The 19,997-nt window shown below is 48.7% G+C and carries 20 protein-coding genes; 12 read left to right on the top strand and 8 right to left on the bottom strand.

Annotation, left to right across the window (positions count from 1 at the left end; translation table 11 throughout):
* Nucleotides 1-125: 125 nt before the first annotated feature.
* Nucleotides 126-827 (top strand): response regulator transcription factor, encoded by a 702-nt coding sequence (locus LOZ80_RS33695; protein ID WP_238168604.1) that lies wholly within the window; start codon nucleotides 126-128, stop codon nucleotides 825-827.
* Here LOZ80_RS33695 and LOZ80_RS33690 read toward each other — a convergent pair.
* A complete protein-coding gene (locus tag LOZ80_RS33690; protein WP_238168603.1) occupies nucleotides 824-1,564 on the bottom strand; it encodes a DUF554 domain-containing protein in 741 nt (246 codons plus the stop codon). The two genes, LOZ80_RS33695 and LOZ80_RS33690, sit on opposite strands and share 4 nt — an antisense overlap.
* Nucleotides 1,565-1,688: 124 nt before the next feature.
* Between LOZ80_RS33690 and LOZ80_RS33685 the strand changes: the two genes are divergently transcribed.
* The 4 genes from LOZ80_RS33685 (at nucleotide 1,689) to LOZ80_RS33670 (ending at nucleotide 3,604) form a co-directional block, all read left to right on the top strand.
* Nucleotides 1,689-1,922 (top strand): hypothetical protein, encoded by a 234-nt coding sequence (locus LOZ80_RS33685; protein ID WP_238168602.1) that lies wholly within the window; start codon nucleotides 1,689-1,691, stop codon nucleotides 1,920-1,922.
* A gap of 90 nt (nucleotides 1,923-2,012) precedes the next feature.
* Nucleotides 2,013-2,654 carry a thiamine diphosphokinase gene (locus LOZ80_RS33680; RefSeq protein WP_238168601.1) on the top strand — a complete coding sequence of 214 codons (642 nt, stop codon included), beginning with the start codon at nucleotides 2,013-2,015 and terminating at the stop codon, nucleotides 2,652-2,654.
* 108 nt (nucleotides 2,655-2,762) lie between these two features.
* Nucleotides 2,763-3,035: a helix-turn-helix domain-containing protein gene (locus LOZ80_RS33675; RefSeq protein WP_238168600.1), complete on the top strand. Its 273-nt coding sequence runs from the start codon at nucleotides 2,763-2,765 to the stop codon at nucleotides 3,033-3,035.
* Between the two features lie 119 nt (nucleotides 3,036-3,154).
* Complete coding sequence (locus LOZ80_RS33670) at nucleotides 3,155-3,604, top strand: PilZ domain-containing protein (protein WP_238168599.1); 450 nt, start codon at nucleotides 3,155-3,157, stop codon at nucleotides 3,602-3,604.
* Here LOZ80_RS33670 and LOZ80_RS33665 read toward each other — a convergent pair.
* From LOZ80_RS33665 to LOZ80_RS33655, 3 genes are all read right to left on the bottom strand, one after another.
* A complete protein-coding gene (locus LOZ80_RS33665) occupies nucleotides 3,597-4,088 on the bottom strand; it encodes a GAF domain-containing protein (RefSeq protein ID WP_238168598.1) in 492 nt (163 codons plus the stop codon). The two genes, LOZ80_RS33670 and LOZ80_RS33665, sit on opposite strands and share 8 nt — an antisense overlap.
* Before the next feature lie 781 nt (nucleotides 4,089-4,869).
* A complete protein-coding gene (gene araD / locus LOZ80_RS33660; protein ID WP_283214720.1) occupies nucleotides 4,870-5,559 on the bottom strand; it encodes an L-ribulose-5-phosphate 4-epimerase in 690 nt (229 codons plus the stop codon).
* Between the two features lie 127 nt (nucleotides 5,560-5,686).
* Nucleotides 5,687-6,913, bottom strand: coding sequence for an S-layer homology domain-containing protein (locus LOZ80_RS33655; RefSeq protein ID WP_238168597.1), 1,227 nt, complete (start codon nucleotides 6,911-6,913; stop codon nucleotides 5,687-5,689).
* A 251-nt stretch (nucleotides 6,914-7,164) separates the two neighbouring features.
* Between LOZ80_RS33655 and LOZ80_RS33650 the strand changes: the two genes are divergently transcribed.
* The 4 genes from LOZ80_RS33650 to LOZ80_RS33635 all read left to right on the top strand — a co-directional run bounded on the left by LOZ80_RS33650 (nucleotide 7,165) and on the right by LOZ80_RS33635 (nucleotide 11,070).
* Entirely contained in the window at nucleotides 7,165-7,968 is an 804-nt protein-coding gene (locus tag LOZ80_RS33650) for a helix-turn-helix domain-containing protein (protein WP_238168596.1), read from the top strand.
* A 105-nt stretch (nucleotides 7,969-8,073) separates the two neighbouring features.
* Entirely contained in the window at nucleotides 8,074-9,048 is a 975-nt protein-coding gene (locus LOZ80_RS33645) for an ABC transporter substrate-binding protein (protein ID WP_238168595.1), read from the top strand.
* A 4-nt stretch (nucleotides 9,049-9,052) separates the two neighbouring features.
* Nucleotides 9,053-10,066 (top strand): FecCD family ABC transporter permease, encoded by a 1,014-nt coding sequence (locus tag LOZ80_RS33640; RefSeq protein ID WP_238168594.1) that lies wholly within the window; start codon nucleotides 9,053-9,055, stop codon nucleotides 10,064-10,066.
* A complete protein-coding gene (locus tag LOZ80_RS33635; protein WP_238168593.1) occupies nucleotides 10,063-11,070 on the top strand; it encodes a FecCD family ABC transporter permease in 1,008 nt (335 codons plus the stop codon). The genes LOZ80_RS33640 and LOZ80_RS33635 overlap by 4 nt, the downstream gene beginning before the upstream one ends.
* A 46-nt stretch (nucleotides 11,071-11,116) precedes the next feature.
* Here LOZ80_RS33635 and LOZ80_RS33630 read toward each other — a convergent pair whose 3' ends face one another.
* Nucleotides 11,117-11,566 (bottom strand): hypothetical protein, encoded by a 450-nt coding sequence (locus LOZ80_RS33630; RefSeq protein WP_238168592.1) that lies wholly within the window; start codon nucleotides 11,564-11,566, stop codon nucleotides 11,117-11,119.
* Nucleotides 11,567-11,748: 182 nt separating this feature from the next.
* Between LOZ80_RS33630 and LOZ80_RS33625 the strand changes: the two genes are divergently transcribed.
* On the top strand, nucleotides 11,749-13,017 hold the full coding sequence (locus LOZ80_RS33625) for a hypothetical protein (RefSeq protein ID WP_238168591.1): 1,269 nt from the start codon (nucleotides 11,749-11,751) through the stop codon (nucleotides 13,015-13,017).
* Here the strand turns inward: LOZ80_RS33625 and LOZ80_RS33620 are convergent.
* The gene (locus LOZ80_RS33620) at nucleotides 13,007-14,746 is read right to left on the bottom strand and encodes a methyl-accepting chemotaxis protein (protein WP_238168590.1); all 1,740 of its coding nucleotides are present in this window, start codon (nucleotides 14,744-14,746) and stop codon (nucleotides 13,007-13,009) included. The genes LOZ80_RS33625 and LOZ80_RS33620 overlap by 11 nt on opposite strands.
* Before the next feature lie 247 nt (nucleotides 14,747-14,993).
* Between LOZ80_RS33620 and LOZ80_RS33615 the strand changes: the two genes are divergently transcribed.
* Entirely contained in the window at nucleotides 14,994-15,560 is a 567-nt protein-coding gene (locus tag LOZ80_RS33615; RefSeq protein ID WP_189012484.1) for an RNA polymerase sigma factor, read from the top strand.
* Nucleotides 15,547-16,836: a hypothetical protein gene (locus tag LOZ80_RS33610; RefSeq protein WP_238168589.1), complete on the top strand. Its 1,290-nt coding sequence runs from the start codon at nucleotides 15,547-15,549 to the stop codon at nucleotides 16,834-16,836. The genes LOZ80_RS33615 and LOZ80_RS33610 overlap by 14 nt, the downstream gene beginning before the upstream one ends.
* A 68-nt stretch (nucleotides 16,837-16,904) precedes the next feature.
* Here LOZ80_RS33610 and LOZ80_RS33605 read toward each other — a convergent pair whose 3' ends face one another.
* Both LOZ80_RS33605 and LOZ80_RS33600 read right to left on the bottom strand, forming a co-directional pair.
* Nucleotides 16,905-18,389: an HD-GYP domain-containing protein gene (locus LOZ80_RS33605; RefSeq protein WP_238168588.1), complete on the bottom strand. Its 1,485-nt coding sequence runs from the start codon at nucleotides 18,387-18,389 to the stop codon at nucleotides 16,905-16,907.
* 155 nt (nucleotides 18,390-18,544) lie between these two features.
* A complete protein-coding gene (locus tag LOZ80_RS33600; protein ID WP_238168587.1) occupies nucleotides 18,545-19,990 on the bottom strand; it encodes a flotillin family protein in 1,446 nt (481 codons plus the stop codon).
* Nucleotides 19,991-19,997: the final 7 nt, after the last annotated feature.

The raw sequence follows: 19,997 nt of genomic DNA, 5'->3' as shown, positions 1-19,997 counted from the left end.
CTCTCGTTTTTACAATAAAAGGATAGAAATTTTTGGGAGAATCGTTCTATAATAAAAGTAACCAGGGGGAATGGGAACACCATTTTCCCAACTGAGCCGTTCCGTGACTGAGGAGGACTTATCGTATGGCAGGAGAAACTATTTTAGTCGTTGATGACGAGCAAGAAATTGTCCAACTCATTCAACTCTACTTAGCTAGAGAAGGATATAAAGTGATAAGCACCAATAATGGACAAGATGTCTTTGAGATCGTGAAAGAACACAGGCCGGATCTAATTATTTTGGATATTCTGCTGCCAGGACTAGATGGTATTGAAGTATGCCGCCAACTGCGCAAAACAAGCAATACTCCGATCCTGTTCATCTCGTGCAAAAGCGAGGACATCGATATTATTCTAGGACTCAGCATGGGCGGCGATGACTACATGACCAAGCCCTTCAGTCCTAGTCAACTGGTTGCGAGAGTCAAAGCCCATTTACGTCGGTACTCCATTCGAGATCAACACAAAGATGACCCGCAGCTGGTGAAATTCCCAGGCCTTGAAATCGATTTGGTCAGCCACATCGTCCGGGTAAATGGTCAAACCATTTCCCTATCTGCCAAAGAGTTCGATCTGTTGTCTGTCATGGCTAAGACACCAAATCGTGTTTACAAAATTGAACATTTGTTTGAACTAATATGGAGCTTGGACAGTATGGGCGATCCACGAACGCTTATTGTGCATATCAGCAATCTACGCAAAAAAATTGAATCCAACCCGGCTGAGCCTCGTTATATTATCACGGTTCGCGGTGTTGGCTACAAATTCAACGGCTCTGCCGTTTAGAAAAATCGGTTCAGCCACCCGGTAAAATGTTCCTGCAAAGGAACCGCTATGGCTGCGATTACAAGCGCGGGGAGCATGTTCGCCACATTGATCTTCTTGATTTGTAAGATGTTGATCCCGACGCCAATGACCAGAATACCGCCTACAGCGGTGATTTGGACAATCATCACATCCAAGGATGCTTGGCTGAATGCCATGGCAATCAATGTTGCCCCAAGTGCAATGACGCCTTGCATCAGGAATACGGACACTGCCGAGAAGATCACGCCGACCCCAAGGGTCGAGGCGAAGATAATGGACAAGAAGCCGTCGAGCAAGGATTTCGTGTACAAAATATCATGATTGTGGCGAAGCCCGCTGTCAAGTGGTCCTAGAATCGCCATTGCACCAATGCAATAAATCAAAGTACACGTCACGAAGCCTTCCGAGATACTGCCTGTACCGTCTGCTGCCGAACCGTCTTTACGCATTATCGACTGCAGCCAGTCACCCAGTTGTCCCAGCCTGTATTCAATTCGCAGCAACTCTCCTATAATGCCACCAATAACCACACTCATAATGACGAGTACAATTTGGTTCGATTTTAACGCCATTGTTATGCCCAGCACAGTGATTGCGAGCCCCAGGCCCTGCATCACTGTGCTTTTTATGCCTTCAGAAATGCGGGGCAGCAGCATGCCTAATAATCCCCCAATGATAATAGCGATTGCATTGACAATCGTTCCCCATAACGCCATGCGATTCATTCCCTTTCTATCTGACAAATCTGTGGATGACTTTCTCATTCTACATGATTCTACTCATAATTTCCTCCATCGTTGGAAATGGTATGGATAAGCAACAGGAAAGGAGGAATACGGTATGTCGAAAGACAAAACGATGGATCCTATGACAGGCGATACGGTTGAGACCGATGGCATTTATGCCAATGAAGCTGGACAAGAGGTTACGTTGAAGCGTGGTGACGAGTTCCCAGCCGATCTTGTCTTGGGCCGAACAACATGGGAATTGCAGGGCTTCGCGGACGAAGCCGAAATTGATCATGATCAAACGGAGCTTAATCCGCTGCGCAAACGCGTAGATACACGAACTTAGGCACAGAACCGAGCTGCGAGGGATGCAGCTCGGTTTTTTGTTCCCATATGGTATACTAAGGAGATGAAATGAATCGTTGGAGGAACAAGCATGAACGGTAAACGCATCATTATTGTCACAGGCGGCACGCTGGGCGAGTGGGCTTTGGGAGAGATCCAAGCCGGTGACATCCTGGTCGGCTCGGATCGAGGCGCTTTGTATTTAATTCAACACGGATACACTCCGTATATCTCAATGGGAGATTTCGACTCCGTCACAGAGCGTGAGCTCGCCCTTATTCGCTCTTCAAGCCTAACTTTCATCGACTGTGATCCTGTTTTCAAGGATTTAACCGATACCGAAATGGCTTTCAATTGGGCACTGGATCAGCATCCTGCTCAGATCACCTTGCTCGGCGCGATTGGCACTCGCTTCGATCATTCCTTAGCCAATGTGCACCTCCTGCGCAAAGGCATGGAGCAAGACATTGACTGTTCCATCATCGATGCCAACAACCAGATCAGAATCATTGAACAATCCACCCGCATTACACGGGGCAACTATACGCACATATCCCTGCTTCCACTCAGTCTGGAAGTGACTGGCATCACATTGCATGGCTTTCAATATCCCCTTCATCAAGCCCGGCTTCAAATCGGTCAATCGCTGGGCATTAGTAATATTCTGGTTGAATCCCAGGGACTTATCGAGCTCGAAAGCGGCCTTTTACTCGTCATTCAAAGCAAGGATTAACAAAGATTTTCAAAATCGACAAATCATTTGGATAAGGTTAGGAAGTAACTCTGTTACAATGAATACAAGTGTTACCATTTTATATACAGATATTGAGGTCGTTCAAGTATGCCGCATGTCCAAGAAAATTCGATACGCATCCTTCCACATACAGGTGCCCACTCCGTCATTATGCAATTCGCAGCCATTCATATGCTCACGAATCGTGAAGCTGAAATCATTGGTCTTATTGCCATGAGAGGGCTCAGCAACAAGGAAATCGCTGACCATTGCAACATCAGTGAGAAAACAGTCAAAGTACATATCGATAAAATTATGGATAAAGTCGGAACGCGTTCCATGCGCAAATTACTGGCTACAATTATCTGCAACGTGGTTTAAGCATGGTTTAGTTTCCTGATTCAACATACAAAATTGACCTTTCAACTGTTCGCAGTTGAAAGGTCAGTTTTTATAATAGACCTACAAACCAGACCTACAAACAACAAGGAGCACTCTGCATGTCACATTTAAATAAGCGCTCCAGCTTCCGCATGCATCTTCAAATTCCTTTGTCTGCTAGATTCAAAATTATCGGGTTTCGCAATCAAGCAGCAGATACGAAGCAATCCAAAATTATGATCAAGGATATTAGCGCAGGGGGTATTCGCATTCATACCCCTTTGAATTTACCCGTAGATTTGAACTTGCTGCTGGAATTCACTTTCCTGCTTTTCCATGAAGAAATGAAGATCTTGGGCGTTATTAAACGAAAAATGACGCTCAACACCTCCCTCTATGAATATGGCATCGCGTTCAGCATCGCTGATCCTCTCATGGAGCAGCAGCTCATTCGTCACCTGATTCAGCTCAGCACCCGCTTAAAACAGACGAATCTGCTGGCCAGCTGCAGCTTCTGTTCGGAGGAAGATATGGCTGATATTTTATCTGCCAACTATGATCTTACATAGCAGCTGCGAGCTTTTGAACAAACTGCTCCAAGTAGTGCTGGTCGATCGTATCGAAGCGGTTTATTATCGGGCTATCGATATCCAGAACACCGATCAGCTCATCGCCGAGCAGAATAGGCACCACAATTTCCGATTGGGAAGCCGCGTCACAAGCGATATGGCCGGGGAATGCGTGAACATCCGGCACCAATACGGTTTCTCTGCGTGCCGCAGACGTCCCGCAAACACCTCTGCCCAGCGGAATCCGCACACAGGCAGGCAGTCCTTGGAACGGGCCCAAGACCAGTTCGTTCTTATCCTGCGTCTGATCAAGCAAATAAAATCCGACCCAGTTCACATCGTTCAGAAACTGGCCCAGCAGCGCTGCAGCATTCGCCAAGTTCGCGATGCGATTCGGTTCTTCGTGTATCAATGCTTCGACTTGCTGAATCAGCAAGGTATATTGTTGTTCCCTTGTTCCTTCATAACTGGATTTGGCAAACATCGGACTTCATCCTTCTTTCTTATTCTTCATTCGACATCTCAAGTAACCTCTCCATCTTACCAAAAAGTGCTCGCTCCCGCCAAAAGGAACAGCCCCAAGAGGTCGATTCAATTCGGTAGATCGTCAAAGAAGCCATTTTCACGTCAATATGCATCATACAGTTCGTTGGCAGAGACCAACTGATCTTGAGAGGCTCAACATTTTCTCGCTCTAGGCGTGCTACCGCATCGCCAACAAAATAGCTGCTCTACCTCTCACCAACTCAGTGCTCCTCCCAACCCTCTATCTAACCCCACACACACATGAGCAAATTTTACTCTAGAGGAGGATCGTAGATTCTCTTTGGGAATTCAGCGTATTCGAAGGCTCCTGCAGTCGCGAATTTACCAAACCCCACTCCCCTGAGAGATAGAGATGAACCTCTTAAGAGCGCCAAATCCTTTGAAAGGAACTCAGAGACGCTATTTAGGCCGATAGCAGGGATACGAGGGCGGTAGCGGAACTACAGGGTCTTATTTCCGCGAAAAGCGCTGAATTTCCCCATCAAACAGCAAAATAGCGCACTGTAGTTCCCTCAACCTCGTGACAATGCCACATTTGGCTCGAATAGCGTACTGTAGTTCCTTCACCCTTGCGATAACTTCACTTTTTGCTACAATTGCGGCTTGACGTTCCCTCACCTCCGCACGAGGCAGCTGGGGCAACTCCTCGATTACTCCAAACCATATGAACAAAGGGGCTGCTCTCCAGGTTTGCAACCTGTTGAGACAGCCCCCTTGTATTATTTTTGCCCGTAATAAGCGTTAGCTCCGTGCTTTCTCAGGAAATGACGATCGAGCAGCGTTTGGTCCATCGGTTCAATCACTGGATTCAGCGTGAAGGTGCGGTAAGCGATCTTCGCTACTTCTTCCAGGACGACTGCGTTGTGAACCGCATTATGCGGATCTTTGCCCCAACTGAAAGGCGCATGGCAATTGACCAGAACGCCCGGAACCATCGCCGGGTCCAATGCTTGGAAGGTTTCGATGATAACATTGCCGGTTTCCAGTTCATAGGCTCCCTTAATCTCAGCCTCTGTCATCAACCGTGTGCACGGCACTTCGCCGTAGAAGTAATCCGCATGTGTTGTCCCGAGCGCCGGAATACCTCTTCCCGCCTGCGCCCAACTCGTCGCCCAAGGGGAATGCGTATGGACAATTCCGCCAACTGCGGGGAACGCACGGTATAAGGCCAAATGGGTTGGCGTATCCGAGGATGGCTTGAGCTTACCTTCCACGATGTTCCCATCCAGATCAACGACAACGAGATCTTCCGCTTTCAAATCCTCATAAGGAACACCGCTCGGCTTAATCACTACCAGCCCTTGTTCCCGATCAATTCCACTCACATTGCCCCACGTAAATGTGACGAGACGATATTTGGGCAAATCCAAATTTGCTTCCAAGACTGCCTGCTTCAAGTTCTCCAGCACTTGATCTCAACACCTTCCGATAAAATGTACGAATAATAACTCATTATACACTTGTACGTACATGTTATCTAGATGGTGGGAATATAAAGTTTTTTCGCCTCACTTGTATGTACAGCCCAATCTTGTTCTAATTATGGATAATGGAGAAAATGATCGTCTTGCCATCCGATTCCAGCCTTGTTTCAACGGAGTAGCTGCCGATCTGTTTCGTGCCCGTTTCGAATACTCCCTTCGCTGCCGCCAACTGACAAGCTTCTGTGAAGTGTCGATAGAAGATATCCGCATCATAGCCAAATAAGTAATCCGTAAACATCCGCACGCTCTCCATATTTCGCGCCAGCGTTCCGTCTTCCAGGTGCACGGTTACACCGTAGGTCGAAAATTGCGGATCCAACCATAAGGAAGCCTCATTGCTATTCCGCTCTGCTGTCGTTGCTCCTTTCAACCCCGTAGCCTTGGCTTCCGCATCGCGGAAAAGTCGCAGCGTTGTTTCTTCCAGATCGTAGTTCGTACCGCGCAGCTTCCCTGCTTGTTCCATCACTTCATAGGCTTTGAGCATACGCTCATCCGGGAATATCAGCTTCTTGTAGCTGCCATCTTTCGTAGGAACAACCTTGATGAATCCGTTCTCGTTAACGACATTAATCCGCTTAGACTTCGTCTGCAAGCGCGTAATGATTTGCAAGGCTTCCGCACGAGTCACATAACGCCCTACACCGAAGTACCCGTTCGGATATCCTTCCATAATGCCCTTGGTCATCACTTCACCGATGAATTTCTGCTGCCTGGATGTCGCACTTTGGAGATCACCGAACTTGGAAGCCGCTTTAAGACTATAGACTTCATCCTCCAAATACTCGGTTTCCTTGAGCAAATAGTACAGTATTTCCGCCACATCTTCACGTTTGAGCTTGGCTTTATAATCCGTAAACTGGCCTTTGCTTATAAAATGAAGATCGCTGGCTAAATCTAGATAGGGCTTAGCCCAATATCCGACCGTATTCGGTTTAAATGTGAAATCCCGGTAGTCCTGCTGTAGAATACTTTGATTGCTTGCGCTTAAGGATTGCGTAAAGCTCGTTTTCCATTTCCGTTCTCCATTTGGATATATATCTGTAAAAGCGAGCAAAACAATTTTCACAAATTGGTCAGCCGTAACCGATTCATCTGGTCGAAAAGTCCCATCCGGGAATCCGTCCAGCAGGCCTTGCTGCACCATTTGGCTAATTGTTTGCTCTGCCCAGTGTCCTTTCACATCTGTAAGGCCCGCTGCTTCACTCTTTCCTGGTCCGACACCAATTGTCATTACGCAACAAATTGTTGCCAAAACGATCCATTTTTTCCATTGCCGCATCCTTCATTCTCCGCTTCTCCATAAGTTTATTAGGCACGAACAGGCGCCATTCTCTAGGATAAACCTTCTATATATCTTTGAGAACGGGCTTTAAGCCTAGTGAGGCCTTCAGGTCAAGGACTAAAGAATTCGGGACTATAGCCGTATAGACGTTGTTACACCAAGCTTCCGGCCCCTTTGGCCGATTGACGAATCTTGGAACTATGTGTCACTATCAGACAATAGGCTGTTAAGGAAAGGAGATCTTGATCATGAATTTTCATCAACTCATCTCAATTATTCCGCTTATGGCACATATTGAAGCCAATACGTCCTCCCAGACATATGAATGCCCGCTCCATCATTATCAGCTTCTTATTGTACGCAGCGGGCATGTGCAAATCCTTATGCAGGATCAGGAGCCGATCGTTTGCGCGCAAGCTTACGCGTTCCATTCCGAACTTGGCGCCTTCACGATCCAAGTGCCCAAAACAAGAGCAGCGGACTATACGCTCATCACCTATCGCATGCTGCCTGAAGATCATCTCTGGTCCCTCCGCGGTCCTCTGACCACCTTAAGCGAATATAAAATTCATTATATGATTGATGAACTTTTGCGTACAACGCATGAAATCCATCCGCTGACTGCGGACGAAGAAGCCGCTCACCAAGTTCGCAAACGCATGATGCTCGAACGTATTCTGTTCATATACCTCTACGAATCTCACCTCACGGAAGAGAAGAAACCAGCTTCCGTTTCGATTGAGGAGACCCTCTCCTATATCAATGAGCACTATATGGTTGAGCTTTCACTCCCCATGCTGGCTAGACGCGCCGCCATGAGTGTGGGCTATTTTACCGTTCTTTTCAAAAAGCATACCGGAACTACCCTCATGGATTACCTTTATGATTTACGTATTGAGAAAGCGCAAAAAATGTTTCAACAAACCGATTTACTCGCCAAAGAAGTGGCGCAACGGGTTGGTTTTATGGATTATTTCCATTTCAGCAAAGTGTTTAAAAAAAGGACGGGCATGTCGCCTCGGACTTTTCTCATCAAGCAAAAAGAAATCTAATAATAAGACATGTCTAATCTGCATCATAGACATGTTCTTAGTATGGAATATTCGGTATGATTCCCAATGAGAATAATAATCATTGTCACAGAGGGAATCACACCAATGAAAAAACGAATCACCCATCTACTCTTTATCGCACTGATTAGCGTATTTGCTATAAGCCTTGCCGCTTGTGGCAAAACGACCAATAATGCATCAGCTGCCTCAACAACGACACCTGCAGCTAGCACACAGCCTGCAACCCCGGCAAGCGGCAAAATTACCGTTCAAGATGCGGCAGGCACCCTTGAGCTGCCCAAAAAACCAGAGCGAATCATCGCCATGGAGTTTGGCTTTACCGATATTCTGGTTTCCATCGGCATACAGCCTGTTGGTGTAGCGGATGATAGCAGCCCTGATTTATTCATGGACTCTGTCAAAAGCAAATTAGGGACATACACATCCGTAGGCTCCCGCTATGAGCCGAACATTGAATTGATTAGCTCGCTCAAACCTGATCTTATTATCGTCGATATCAATAAACATAAAAATGCGATTCCGCAATTAAAAGGCATTGCTCCTGTGCTGGTACTGGATGATTTCCAAGCAGACTACAATCAAATGTTGAAGAACGTCGCGATCATCTCCAAAGCAGTTGGGAAAGAAGAAGAAGGCAAAAAACGGATGGCTGAGCATCAAGCAACGGTTGAAACTTTGAAAAAGAAACTGGGATCTACGAATCTGCGCGTACTGCCTGCGGTTGTGAATCCAAAAGGATTCTTCGCCCATTCCGACCATGCCTACAGTGGATCATTCCTGGCGATGCTTGGCTACACAGACCCGGTGAAAAATGCTGCCGCTTATCCGCAAATCACGTTGGAGCAGTTAGCCGAGGCTAATCCTCAAGTGCTATTCTTGCTTCCGACGGAAAAAGAAACGATTGTTAAACAGTGGGAGACAAACCCGCTTTGGCAAAAAATTGATGCCGTAGCGAACAAAAAAGTTTACACCGTCGAGAGACGCGACTGGTCCCTGTCTCGCGGAATGCTCGGATCCGAGAAAATTCTTGAAGACCTCGTGAAGAATTTGGGGCAATAATCCAATGGGATATAGTGATAAGAAGCAGAGCCGCACACGGCCTCTGCTCTTCCTTTTTTCTGCCTCCATCCTTCTGATGCTGATCGGCATTCTGTGCAGTTTAAAATGGGGCCAATCGCAAGTTTCCTGGCGGACGTTATTTGAAGCCATTACCTATCAGGGCAATGACAAGGCCCATCTGTACATTCAGACCCTGCGTCTGCCTCGAGCCATAATGGCATGTCTTGTCGGGATTCAGCTTGCTTTGGCTGGCTTGCTTACCCAACTCACCACGAAGAACCCGTTGGCTTCGCCACATATCTTCGGCATTAATGCCGGTGCTGCCTTGGCCGTCGTGGTTGGCTTGGTTGCCGTCCCTCATTTCGGGAATTTCGGGTTAATCGGATTCGCTTTTGTTGGCGCGGCGCTAGGGGCCTTGCTGGTTTGGTCGCTCGCTGGTACGGGGAATAAGCAATATGTGCGCTTGGCGCTTGCCGGAATTACGATTCATTTCCTGATGTCCTCGCTTACTGAAGGATTCATCATTATGAATCAACAGGCGACGGACAGTATGATCTTCTGGCTTGTCGGTTCTTTGAACCAATCTGCCTGGACGGAAGTTCGGCTTATCCTGCCTTTCTTTGTCGGCGGCGTGCTCTTGTTCAGCCTCATGCTCCCTTCCCTTAGGATGCTGCTGCTGGATGACGAAATTGCCACAGGCATAGGCGGCCGCATCCACTTCGTGCGCGGCATCAGTATTCTGCTCGTTATCGTTCTCGCAGGCTCAGCCGTTGCTCTATGCGGGCCAATTGGTTTTGTTTGCCTGATTGTGCCGCATATTGCTCGCGCTTTGGTCGGCACGAATTTGGCGGTTCTAGGACCTCTTACCGCCTTGCTCGGCGGAGTTCTCCTGTTGTATGCGGACTTTCTCAGCCGCTTCATCGCTTTTCCGTTCGAATCTCCCGTCGGCATTGTGACAGCCGCGATCGGAGCTCCTTACTTCATCTACTTAGCGCGTAAGCAAGGGGGAGCACGATGAAACGATCCGCATGGACAGTAGGAAAAAGAGTGCTGCCCTTATTGGTTGCCTTAGCCATCCTGATTGGATTAGCCTTCATTTATGCACATGTAGGAGCCGTACGTATCCCGTACCGGGATGTTTGGCCCGCACTTGTGGATGCCAAGCATCCCTCCTATTTCATTATTCATCAGGTGCGGTTGCCACGCATCTTGGTTGGCATCTTGGCTGGCTTCGGTTTAGCTGTTGGCGGAGCCATTCTGCAAAGCATTGTCCGAAATCCGCTCGCCAGCCCCGATGTCATCGGCATCACCAAGGGAGCCGGCTTGATGGCTGCGGCCGTCATCTTCCTGTTTCCCAAATCGCCCAGCTATTTGCTGCCGATTGCCGCTTTTGGAGGAGCCCTGCTGGCGTTCCTCCTGCTCTTGCTGCTTAGCCGGCGCTTGACGCTGCGCCCTTCGTCTCTTGCCCTGGTTGGTGTGGCCATTGGAACGGTGTTCCAGGCTGGCACCCAGTACTTAATCGTAAGACACCCCAGCGACATTAACATGGCGCTGCTGTGGTTGTCCGGCAGCCTGTGGAGCCGGAGCTGGCACGATGTGTACTCCCTGCTGCCATGGATCGCCGTGCTGATTCCGCTCGTGTGGGCGAACTACGCCAAGCTGAACATCTTCCAGCTTGGCGATGACATCACCGCTTCGCTTGGGCTGCATATCGCGAAGCAGCGCTTCTGGCTGCTGCTGCTCGCCGTTGCTCTCGCGGGCATCTCCGTGTCCGCGGTGGGAGCGATCGGCTTCGTCGGCCTGATCGCCCCGCACATTGCGCGAAGCCTCGTCGGCGGCCGGCATCAGTGGCTGATCCCGCTCGCAGCGCTGATCGGAGCGGACTTGATGCTCCTGGGCGACTTGCTCGGGCGGGTCCTCATCATCCCACGGGAGGTACCCGTGGGAATCATGACGGCCGTCATCGGCGCGCCCTACTTCCTTTATTTGCTGCGCAAAGAACGGCGGCGCAAGCTGGGATAGGCAAGAAAAGGACCAACCTTCACACGAAGGTTGGTCCTTTTCTTGGTTAGCCGAGCCGCTTGCCCGCTCCAACGGTTATTGCCGAATTATAATAGCGCAGCCAATCTGCGATGTATAACATTTTCGTCAAGAAATCCACAGAATTCCCTTGCAAATCCGTGTATTTCCCATTTTGCAGCAGCTGATGAAACTCCCAGCTCTTGATGAAAATCGCTTTGATGAACGCTTCTTCGGTTTGCGGTTTATGCAGATCCGACCCGCGTGAGAGTTCAATATCTTCAATAATTACACCTCTATAGTAGGGATGAACATTGACCAATTGCCCCGTATCTACATAAGCAAGTCCCGTATATTCGAAAGGCAGCCAAATTAGATTCGTCTTTCTGTCTTCGAGTTTAACCGTGTAAGCTAAGCCCAAATTCAATGCAATCGGCTGCGGATAATTGTTAACTTGTCCAGATCGTAAGTGATCCATGATATGCTCGACGAAATTCATGATGCTCTTCCTCTCTGAAGGACCTGATCTTGACGCAGTGTCCTATCTTCATATTGCGTGTTAGGACCTCTTATTGTCAAGACATTCCATTAGCAAACTTTCAACAAGCTTATCGCATAATAAAAACCATTTATTTACATACTACCTCAAACGAGTACAGCAGCGAAAAGGATGGGTAGATTATGGCAGCAAATTCCGCCCCCCGATGGGGACTGGCCTCTGTAAGAAGGTTTGACATTATCTATACTCAGCGGCGCAATCCCTATCTCATTGCCTGGTGGTCGGCATCCTTTCCAGGATTTGGTCACCTGCTTATGTACAAAAATGCCGTAGGTGTGCTTCTAACCCTTTCCGAGGTCATCATCAATTCGTTAGCATCTATCAATTTGGCCATGGTCTATTCCTTTTCCGGCAATTTCTCCATGGCCAAGCAAGTGCTTAATCCGTTGTGGCTATACGGTTATATGATTATTTATTTCTTTGCTATTTGGGATAGTTATCGCTGTGCGATTGAAACAAATAAGCATTATGAATTAGCTATTTTAGAGAACGCCCGCTTTCCTGTACAACTGATGCGTTCCACAGGCATCCAATTCCTTGAGAAAAAAAGACCCCTGACTGCCGCCATATGCGCATTGATTTTCCCCGGTCTCGGACATCTGTACAATAAACATATTTGGCTTGGCTTTTATGGCGTTTTCTGGTGGTGGATTTATATAACCTTCTCCCACTTTTATGAAGCGCTGCATGCTTTGATCTTAGGAAATAACCGGCTCGTGGCCAGTATTCTGCATCCTCAGTGGCTCATGTTCATGCCCTCTGTACTAGGGGGGGCTATCTTCCATTCCTATACGAGTGCCATTGAACAGAATCGCTTATTTCGCCTTGAGCAAAGGAACTACTTAACGGATCATTATCTCCAACCGAACCCGCAATCCATTAACAATACCGGAGGCAATCCCCCCTTGTGGATGATAGGTACTTTTGAACATTCCATTGAGTTGGAACAAGCTCTAAGCATACTTGAACATAACGGTATTTCTCGCAGCCGAATAACCCCCGTTCTCATGGATATTGATGCCGATAAATCCATTAATATCGTGGATCAGCGGTTCGATCGGACAGCCAAGTCCGTGGAGATTGGTTTGGCTAGTGCTACGGCATGCAGTGTGATTGGGATTAGCGCCGGTTTTGTCCTCGCATGGGGGCCCATTATCTGGGGACTCCTAACCGGAATAGGGGGCTTCTTGCTAGGGTTTGGAATCAGTCGGTTATTCAAAAACGAGCACAGCTTGCCCGCTAAAGCCAAGAAACTCCCCGAAGTCACTATTCTTGTCCAGTACGATAATGAGCGGGAGGCTGCTCTTATTTCCGAAACCTTTTGGCGGTACAAAGCTTTAACGGTTGGTCAAATGGCAAGCCTTGCAAATCATCCCCCCGTTATATCTTAAATTGCTGCACAACTCTTTGTAAGGCAGATGCCGTCTCTGTCAGATCAACCACGGAGCCATCTATCGCCTCCATCGCAAAGAGTTGGTCCTGCGTATGGGTCACAATGGCTTGGGATTGCCGCGAGGACTGTTTGGCTTGCTCGGCCATATCAGCAATCGTTGCGGCAACTTCCTGGGCTCCGGCCGACATTTCTTCCGTAACCGCTGATAAGTCCTGCACCTGATCTGAAATATGCGATACTGCATGCCTAATACCGTCAAACATATCCCCGGATTGTTTCATCAGATTCACACCTTGCTGTACCTCTGCCCTAACCTCATACATCGAGGATACGGATGCGCCCGCATCGTCTTGTATTCCTTTCATGATCGCATGAATTTGTGACGTCGACTGCAAGGACTGCTCGGCGAGCTTCCTCACCTCTGAAGCTACCACCGCAAATCCTTTGCCGTGTTCACCCGCTCTTGCCGCTTCAATAGAAGCATTAAGTGCAAGTAAATTCGTTTGCGAGGCAATGCCGGTAATAACCTCGACGATCTGATGAATTTCCCGCGATCTGTCTCCTACACGATCTATGATTTGTGTCGAAGCCTCCACAGACGACTCGATTCGCAGCATTTGCTGGATCGATTGCCCAATAACGATATGGCCCTGTTCGGCATCTTCCTTGGCCTCCACAGAAGCTGCTGCTACCGTTGCCGATGATTCTGCCATCCGCTGGATACCTGACGCCATCTCTTCCATGGCACGGGCGCTTTCCGCTGCCCCTTGATCCTGCGCCGCATTTCCCTCCGCAACCACGTGTATAGCTTGTGCAATTTCACTTGTTGCCACGATCGTTCGGCGAGCTTGGGTACCTAATTGATCCCCGGATTGTTGAACAGAATCGGCATTCCTTGTTGCTTGATGAAGCAGGGTTCTCAACTGATCAACCATGATATTGCAGGCATCCATCAATTGCCCCGTCTCATCTTTGCTCATCTTTCCTTCCAAGCGTGAAGTCAAATCCCCAACAGCAACACGACGCAGGAATCCAGCCGCTCTCGTGATGGGTTTGGTAATCATCCGCTCTAACGTGAAAGCCAATACCAAACCAATAATGACAACAGCTATACTAGATATAAGGAGCGTAAGAACCAACTGTGACATACTGTTATTCAGCTGATTTTCAGCGGCATCATTCGATTTATCATACGAGATGATCAACTTGTCCGTCAGCGCATAAATACTATTTTTAGCCTCATCCGTCTCATCATCTACCTTTTTATATTCTGCCTTTAATTGCTGGGCGGTGTAGTTGTTCTGATTATTATAGATCGCAACAACTTTATCGAACATCGCAACATACAGCAGACTTTGCTTCTTAATCTCTCCAACCCACTGACCTTCCTCATCGGTTCGAGCTGAGGCTGCTACGCGATCTACCATGTCGAAAAATGGCGGGGTATTGGCCTTATACTCGTCAATAACCTCTTTATTATTATTAATAATCAAATCCGCCTGATTGCTATAGAGAATACCGACCATCCCTTTTAAAGATTCAGCCAGCTTCTCATTCGTCATACTTGTTGTTTGTTCATTCATACTTATTTTCGTAGAGGACACCATGCGATAAGAAAGACCGGCTGATACCATAAACAACAAGATCAAGGCAATGAAACTAATTAGAAATTTAAAACGAATCGAATTTAGAAAAGCAACCACAAGCCCACCACCTTTGCCACTCATCGTAGATTCTTCTCAACAACTCCGAACCCTATAGCCCAGATAAAGAAGTTATCTCTCTTATTCTCTTCCATGCAGTGAAATTCCTCCACCATTCGACCTCTGCCAATTCCCAACAACGCCGCAAGTTCCGACCCATATGCCGGCCTGCTCCCGAATGATATAAACATACGCAAAAATACCCGAATTTTTTTTGTTTTTTTTCAAACTTTTATTGCACTTGAAGCGTCTAATTCAGAGAGGTGAGAGAATGGAGACGACCGGTGTCCATGTGTTTGATTATTTAAAGTACGTATCCGAAACAACGGATGAGAAAGCAATCCTTCGCAATTTAATGGAAGCCTACGGCAATGACGTATGGAATTATGCGTTCAGTATTTGTCGAAACTCGGATTTAGCCGATGATATTACACAAGATGCTTTCCTAAAAGTTTATCGCAATCTTACCACATTCCGCGGTGAAGCCTCGGTGAAAACCTGGCTATTAACGATTACCCGCAATACGACTTACGACTATCTACGTAAAGCATTCTGGCGCAAAGTTACGCTTGTCGGCTTCATTCAATCCGCAGGCACAACCAACTCGGCAGAAACCGAGGCTATGGAGAAACTATATGCGAGTGATATATGGAAAAAAGTGATTTCTCTGCCACCGAAATATAGAGAAATTCTGATTTTGCATGCTCATCATCAGCTCACGACCAAAGAAATGGCCGCTATACTCAAGATCTCGGAGGGAACCGTTAAATCCCGACTTCACCATGCCAGACTCAAGGTGATCAGTTTGAAGGAGCGTGAAGCGCTTGAACAATCCTGATCCGGATGACTTACATAAGGAGTTGGAATCAGGACCGCTTGAGCAGCCCGGCTTTACTTCCAAGCTTCAACGCAACATCGAGGAAGCGATTGAACGCAAGGAACGTGCAAGACCTAAGGTAAAACCCTTGCTTTGCTTCGCTGGAGTGGGGGCTATCGCTGCAGCGTTACTCCTTTTTCCATGGAGCAGCATTCATACACAGAGCGACGCAGCTCCTGCGCAGGACGCCACGATCATGACGACGGCATCCGTTAGCTCCGCCCCGTCTCCGATCAGCACGGCACTCTTGATCGGTTTAAGGACGGAGCATCCTCCTACTGTCAGTGCGACAGCAGGCTCTGCCAAAGGATTGCCTTACAGCACCTACCGAACCATGCTGATCGCCCCTGTGCGCGGACAGTTGCAGAAAACATCAGAGGGCCCAGGTATTCTAATGCCCTACAAGCAGAATTTCTGGAAGATCGATTCCCTCGTCCATCAAACGAAAACAGATGAATTCCGCTACTTATCTGCTCATTTGGCGGACCAGCCTGTGAAACCGGAAACGTTCATTGATCAACCCGAAGAACATTTGAATCGGGTAGAAACACTGTTATTTGCAGGGAATCAATATGTGTCCATCGCCGAATCCGAACAAGTGCTGCGTGGCTCTGCGCCTTATCAAGCCGATCGCGTCTGGGTGCGCACGCTCCCACAACTGAAAGAAGGGCATACCTTACAGTTCTATAACAAGACAGTAGACAAGAATCATGTGTCTATAACCGATTTATACGGCACAAGCCTGAACAATGTATTTACCAATGTGCGAAGCGGCCCAGCCGCTCCTACCACTGAAATTTCCGGCCAAAGCTGGACCGTTCAACGAGAACCTGGCCGCTGGGTCGGCAAAATTGCCGAAACGCCGCGCGCCGGAAGCACCGCACCGGACAGCTACTTACTGCACGATTTCCCTCGCGAACTGCCGGACAAAGTGGTCAATCACGACGAAATCTGCTGTTCATGGAGCGACATCCAAGCGTCCTGGCCGCAAGCGACTGATGTCTTAACATCGCCGATGAACGACATGCTCGTCATCTTCGAGCAGAGCAAGCTGAATTTCTATCCCTTCGCGCAAGCACCAGGGAATGCCCCACAGTTATCCGTAGACCTGCAGCCGGGCGAACAGCTCGTCATGGCACAATGGGCGACGGATCACTACGTACAGGAATGGATCGATAAAGTCGGCCGTTATTTATCGGATAATACGGCAACTCGAGGCCATCTGACCGAGCAATAACGCTACGCAAAAAGGCTGCCTACAGGGTTTTCAACCTGGTGGGCAGCCTTTTTGCGAAGTACTCGCCCCTATGGCTTATAAACATCCATAAAAGCCTGCGCAAACCGGGGATCCCACTGGGTCCCCTTGCCGTCTGCGAGAATGGCTAGCGCCTTCTCGACCGCCATCCCCTTCCGATACGGACGATCGGAAGTCATGGCATCGAACGCATCCGCCACAGCGATGATGCGGCCGAACTCCGGGATATCCTGGCCCTGCAGGCCGTCCGGATATCCCTTGCCATCATAGCGCTCATGGTGCGAGCGCACGCCGGGCAGCAGAGGCGCCATCGCTTCAGCTGGTTCGATCTGTTTGAGAATCGACTCCCCGAGGACAGGATGAAGCTTGATCTTCTCGAACTCCTCATCCGTTAGCCGGCTTTCTTTGAGGAGAACATCATCTCTCACGCCGATTTTGCCAATATCATGGAGCAGCGCGGTCTTATTCAGAAGATCCAGCTCCGTTTCACTCAAAGCAACAGCCCGTCCGATCATCAGCGAGTATTGGGCAACGCGCGTCGAATGGCCCGCGGTATAAGCATCTCTGGCATCGAGCGCGGCCGCAAGCGTCGCGTAATAGCTTTGCAGCAGCTGATTATTCATCTGTTCGCGGGCTTCAAGCCCTTTGACCATGTGATTAAAACCTGCAACGAGCCGTGAAAATTCATCGGAGTATAAATCGGAAGCTCTTACCTGAAGATCTCCGGCTTGGACTTCCTTCATCGCTCTGTGCAAATCGCTGATCGGCTGTTGAATATCTCTGGTCAGCATTCTGGCTCCCAAGGAGGAGAAGCCGACACCGAGCAGCAGAATAATGCCCGCCCATTTCCAATAATCCGCGGTCAAATCCGATGAATGTGAAATCAGACGAATTTGCGTCGCCAAACTAAAAAGGAAGAGCGGCATCGTGCCAATCAAGAACGCGCTAAGCTGAAACTTCCGCTGTATCGAAACAATCACGCGCCCGTCCAAAGAAACATCTTCGCCGTGCAAGCGCTGACCTACTTGACGGATATGCACAAGCACAGCTCTAATGGCCTGCGCCGTCGAGAAAAATTCAAGTAAAGCATGCATACTCGCAATAAGAATCGCGCCTATGCCGGCAAGCCCGATGTAATAGGCTGGCAGCGACAGCCACCCCATGGCAATTGCGGAACTAGCCATCGCTATCGCAGGTATCGAAAGTCCCAGGAAGTGAGGCCCCAGAATCCGTTTCACAGAAAGCGCCGGAAAGCGGTGGGTTTGCAAATAAGCTTCACGGATCGTTGCAATGTCGGGCTTCTCCTGCTCCAGCATCATCCGGATAGGCTTCATATGCCTGCGAAACATGAGGAATTCGGCATACATCATCACGCATAAGGAACTGATCATAATGAAAAAGATGCGAACCATCTCTACATCTGAAATGGTAAGCGTTGTAGATATAATGACGCCGCCAACTACGATGACAGCTACTCCGGAACCAATGATGTAATTACGAATTAAATCAAGTAAGAACTTCTTGTAAATCTGCATGATGTCTTCCTCATTTCTGTCCAACTAACAAGCATTTCCGCTTAGCCATCGATATGTCCTATTGTAGCGTAATTCGACAAATCCCGCTTCAAACTTAACTCTTTTCTAACAAAAAAATCCTCAGCCCATTGGGCTGAAGACATTTACGATGCTTATTATTCACTTTCCTTGCTAACCAAAGGTTCGATATCTTTCCCCAAGAAAGCGCGAGCGAGATCGGTCACGCTTTGGCCCGTGAGCGTCTGGGTAATCTCCGGCACTTGGGCGATCATCTTGGCAATGTCGCCTGTGATGCGGTTGACGCCTGACGTGGCGCCATCTTGCGAGATCACCGTTATCTTATCCACGTTGCTTAATGGAGCCGCAATTTTCTCCGCCAATTCCGGCAGAATGCGCAAGATTTCCACGGTGACGGCTGCTTGCGTGTACTGCTTATAGGCTTCGGCTTTCTTCTCCAATGCCTCCGCTTCCGCAAGCCCCGCCAAGCGAACGACTTCCGCGTTCGCCTTCCCTTTGGCAAGCTCGGCCTCGGCCGTCGCTTGGCCACGTTTGCGCGTCGACTCCGCTTCCGCCTCGGCTTCAAGAATTTGCCGCTGCTTGTTCACCTCAGCGCGCATAATGGCCGCCAGCTTCTCCGCTTCGGCCGGCTTAATGACCGATGCTTCGAGTTCCTTCTGCTTCAGCTCAACTTCAATCTGCCGAACCGTCTTGTTCGCTTCGGCTTCCATCTGCCGAATCTTCACCTGCTCCGTCACGAGAGATTGCTGAATTTGCTTCTGCTTCAATTCATAAGCCAAATCCGCTTCCGCCTGACGGCTCGTCGTCTCTTGCTTGAACTCCGCTTCCTTCATGCTGAGCTCTTTGCGATACTGCGCTTCCTTGGCGGATGCGGCGCTCTCCGCTTCGATCTTAAGCTGATGCGCTTCTGCTCTGCGAATGGCGGATTCCTTCTCGGTATCCGCCTGACGGATCTGAATATCCCGCTCGACTTCAGCTCGGGCAATGCTGGCGCTTTTGCGAATGCGTTCGACCTCGGGCACGCCCAAGTTCTCGATGTAGCCTTGATCGTCCGCGACCCGCTTGAGTACGAAGGATATAAGGCTCAGCCCCATTTTATCCAAATCCTCCGAGCACGTTTCCCTCATCTTACTGTTTAACTCGTCCGGATTCTTCAGAATCGCTTCGACGGTCAACTGCCCGACCAGCCCCCGCAGATGTCCTTCTACAGAATGCAGAATCATCATTTCCCGCTCGAGCAGCGTGTGATCTAGAAACTGTTCAGAGGCCGTTCCAATTGCCACAGGATCGCTTTGAATTTTGATCTGCGCTACGGCTTCAATTTTCAGGCGTATGCCTTGCTGAGAGAACATCGGCTGATCCGGCTTCACATCGAAGCTCATCAGCATCATAGAAATCGTCTTGAAGCTCTGGAATCCAGGAATGACGAAGGTCCCTCCGCCCTGTACGACTCTTTTGCCGCCCAAACCAAACACGATCATCGCTTCATTCGGCGGTACTTTTTTGTAGGCTCTAACAATCGAAGCTAGTAAGATAAAAACGACAAGCACAATCGCAACAACCGTATACAGAATCGTCAGCATAAATGAA

This window comes from Paenibacillus sp. HWE-109 (assembly GCF_022163125.1).
Lineage (GTDB): Bacteria > Bacillota > Bacilli > Paenibacillales > NBRC-103111 > Paenibacillus_E.
The sequence above is the reverse complement of the archived record's forward strand: the minus strand, read 5'-3'. Positions and strand labels throughout refer to the sequence as shown.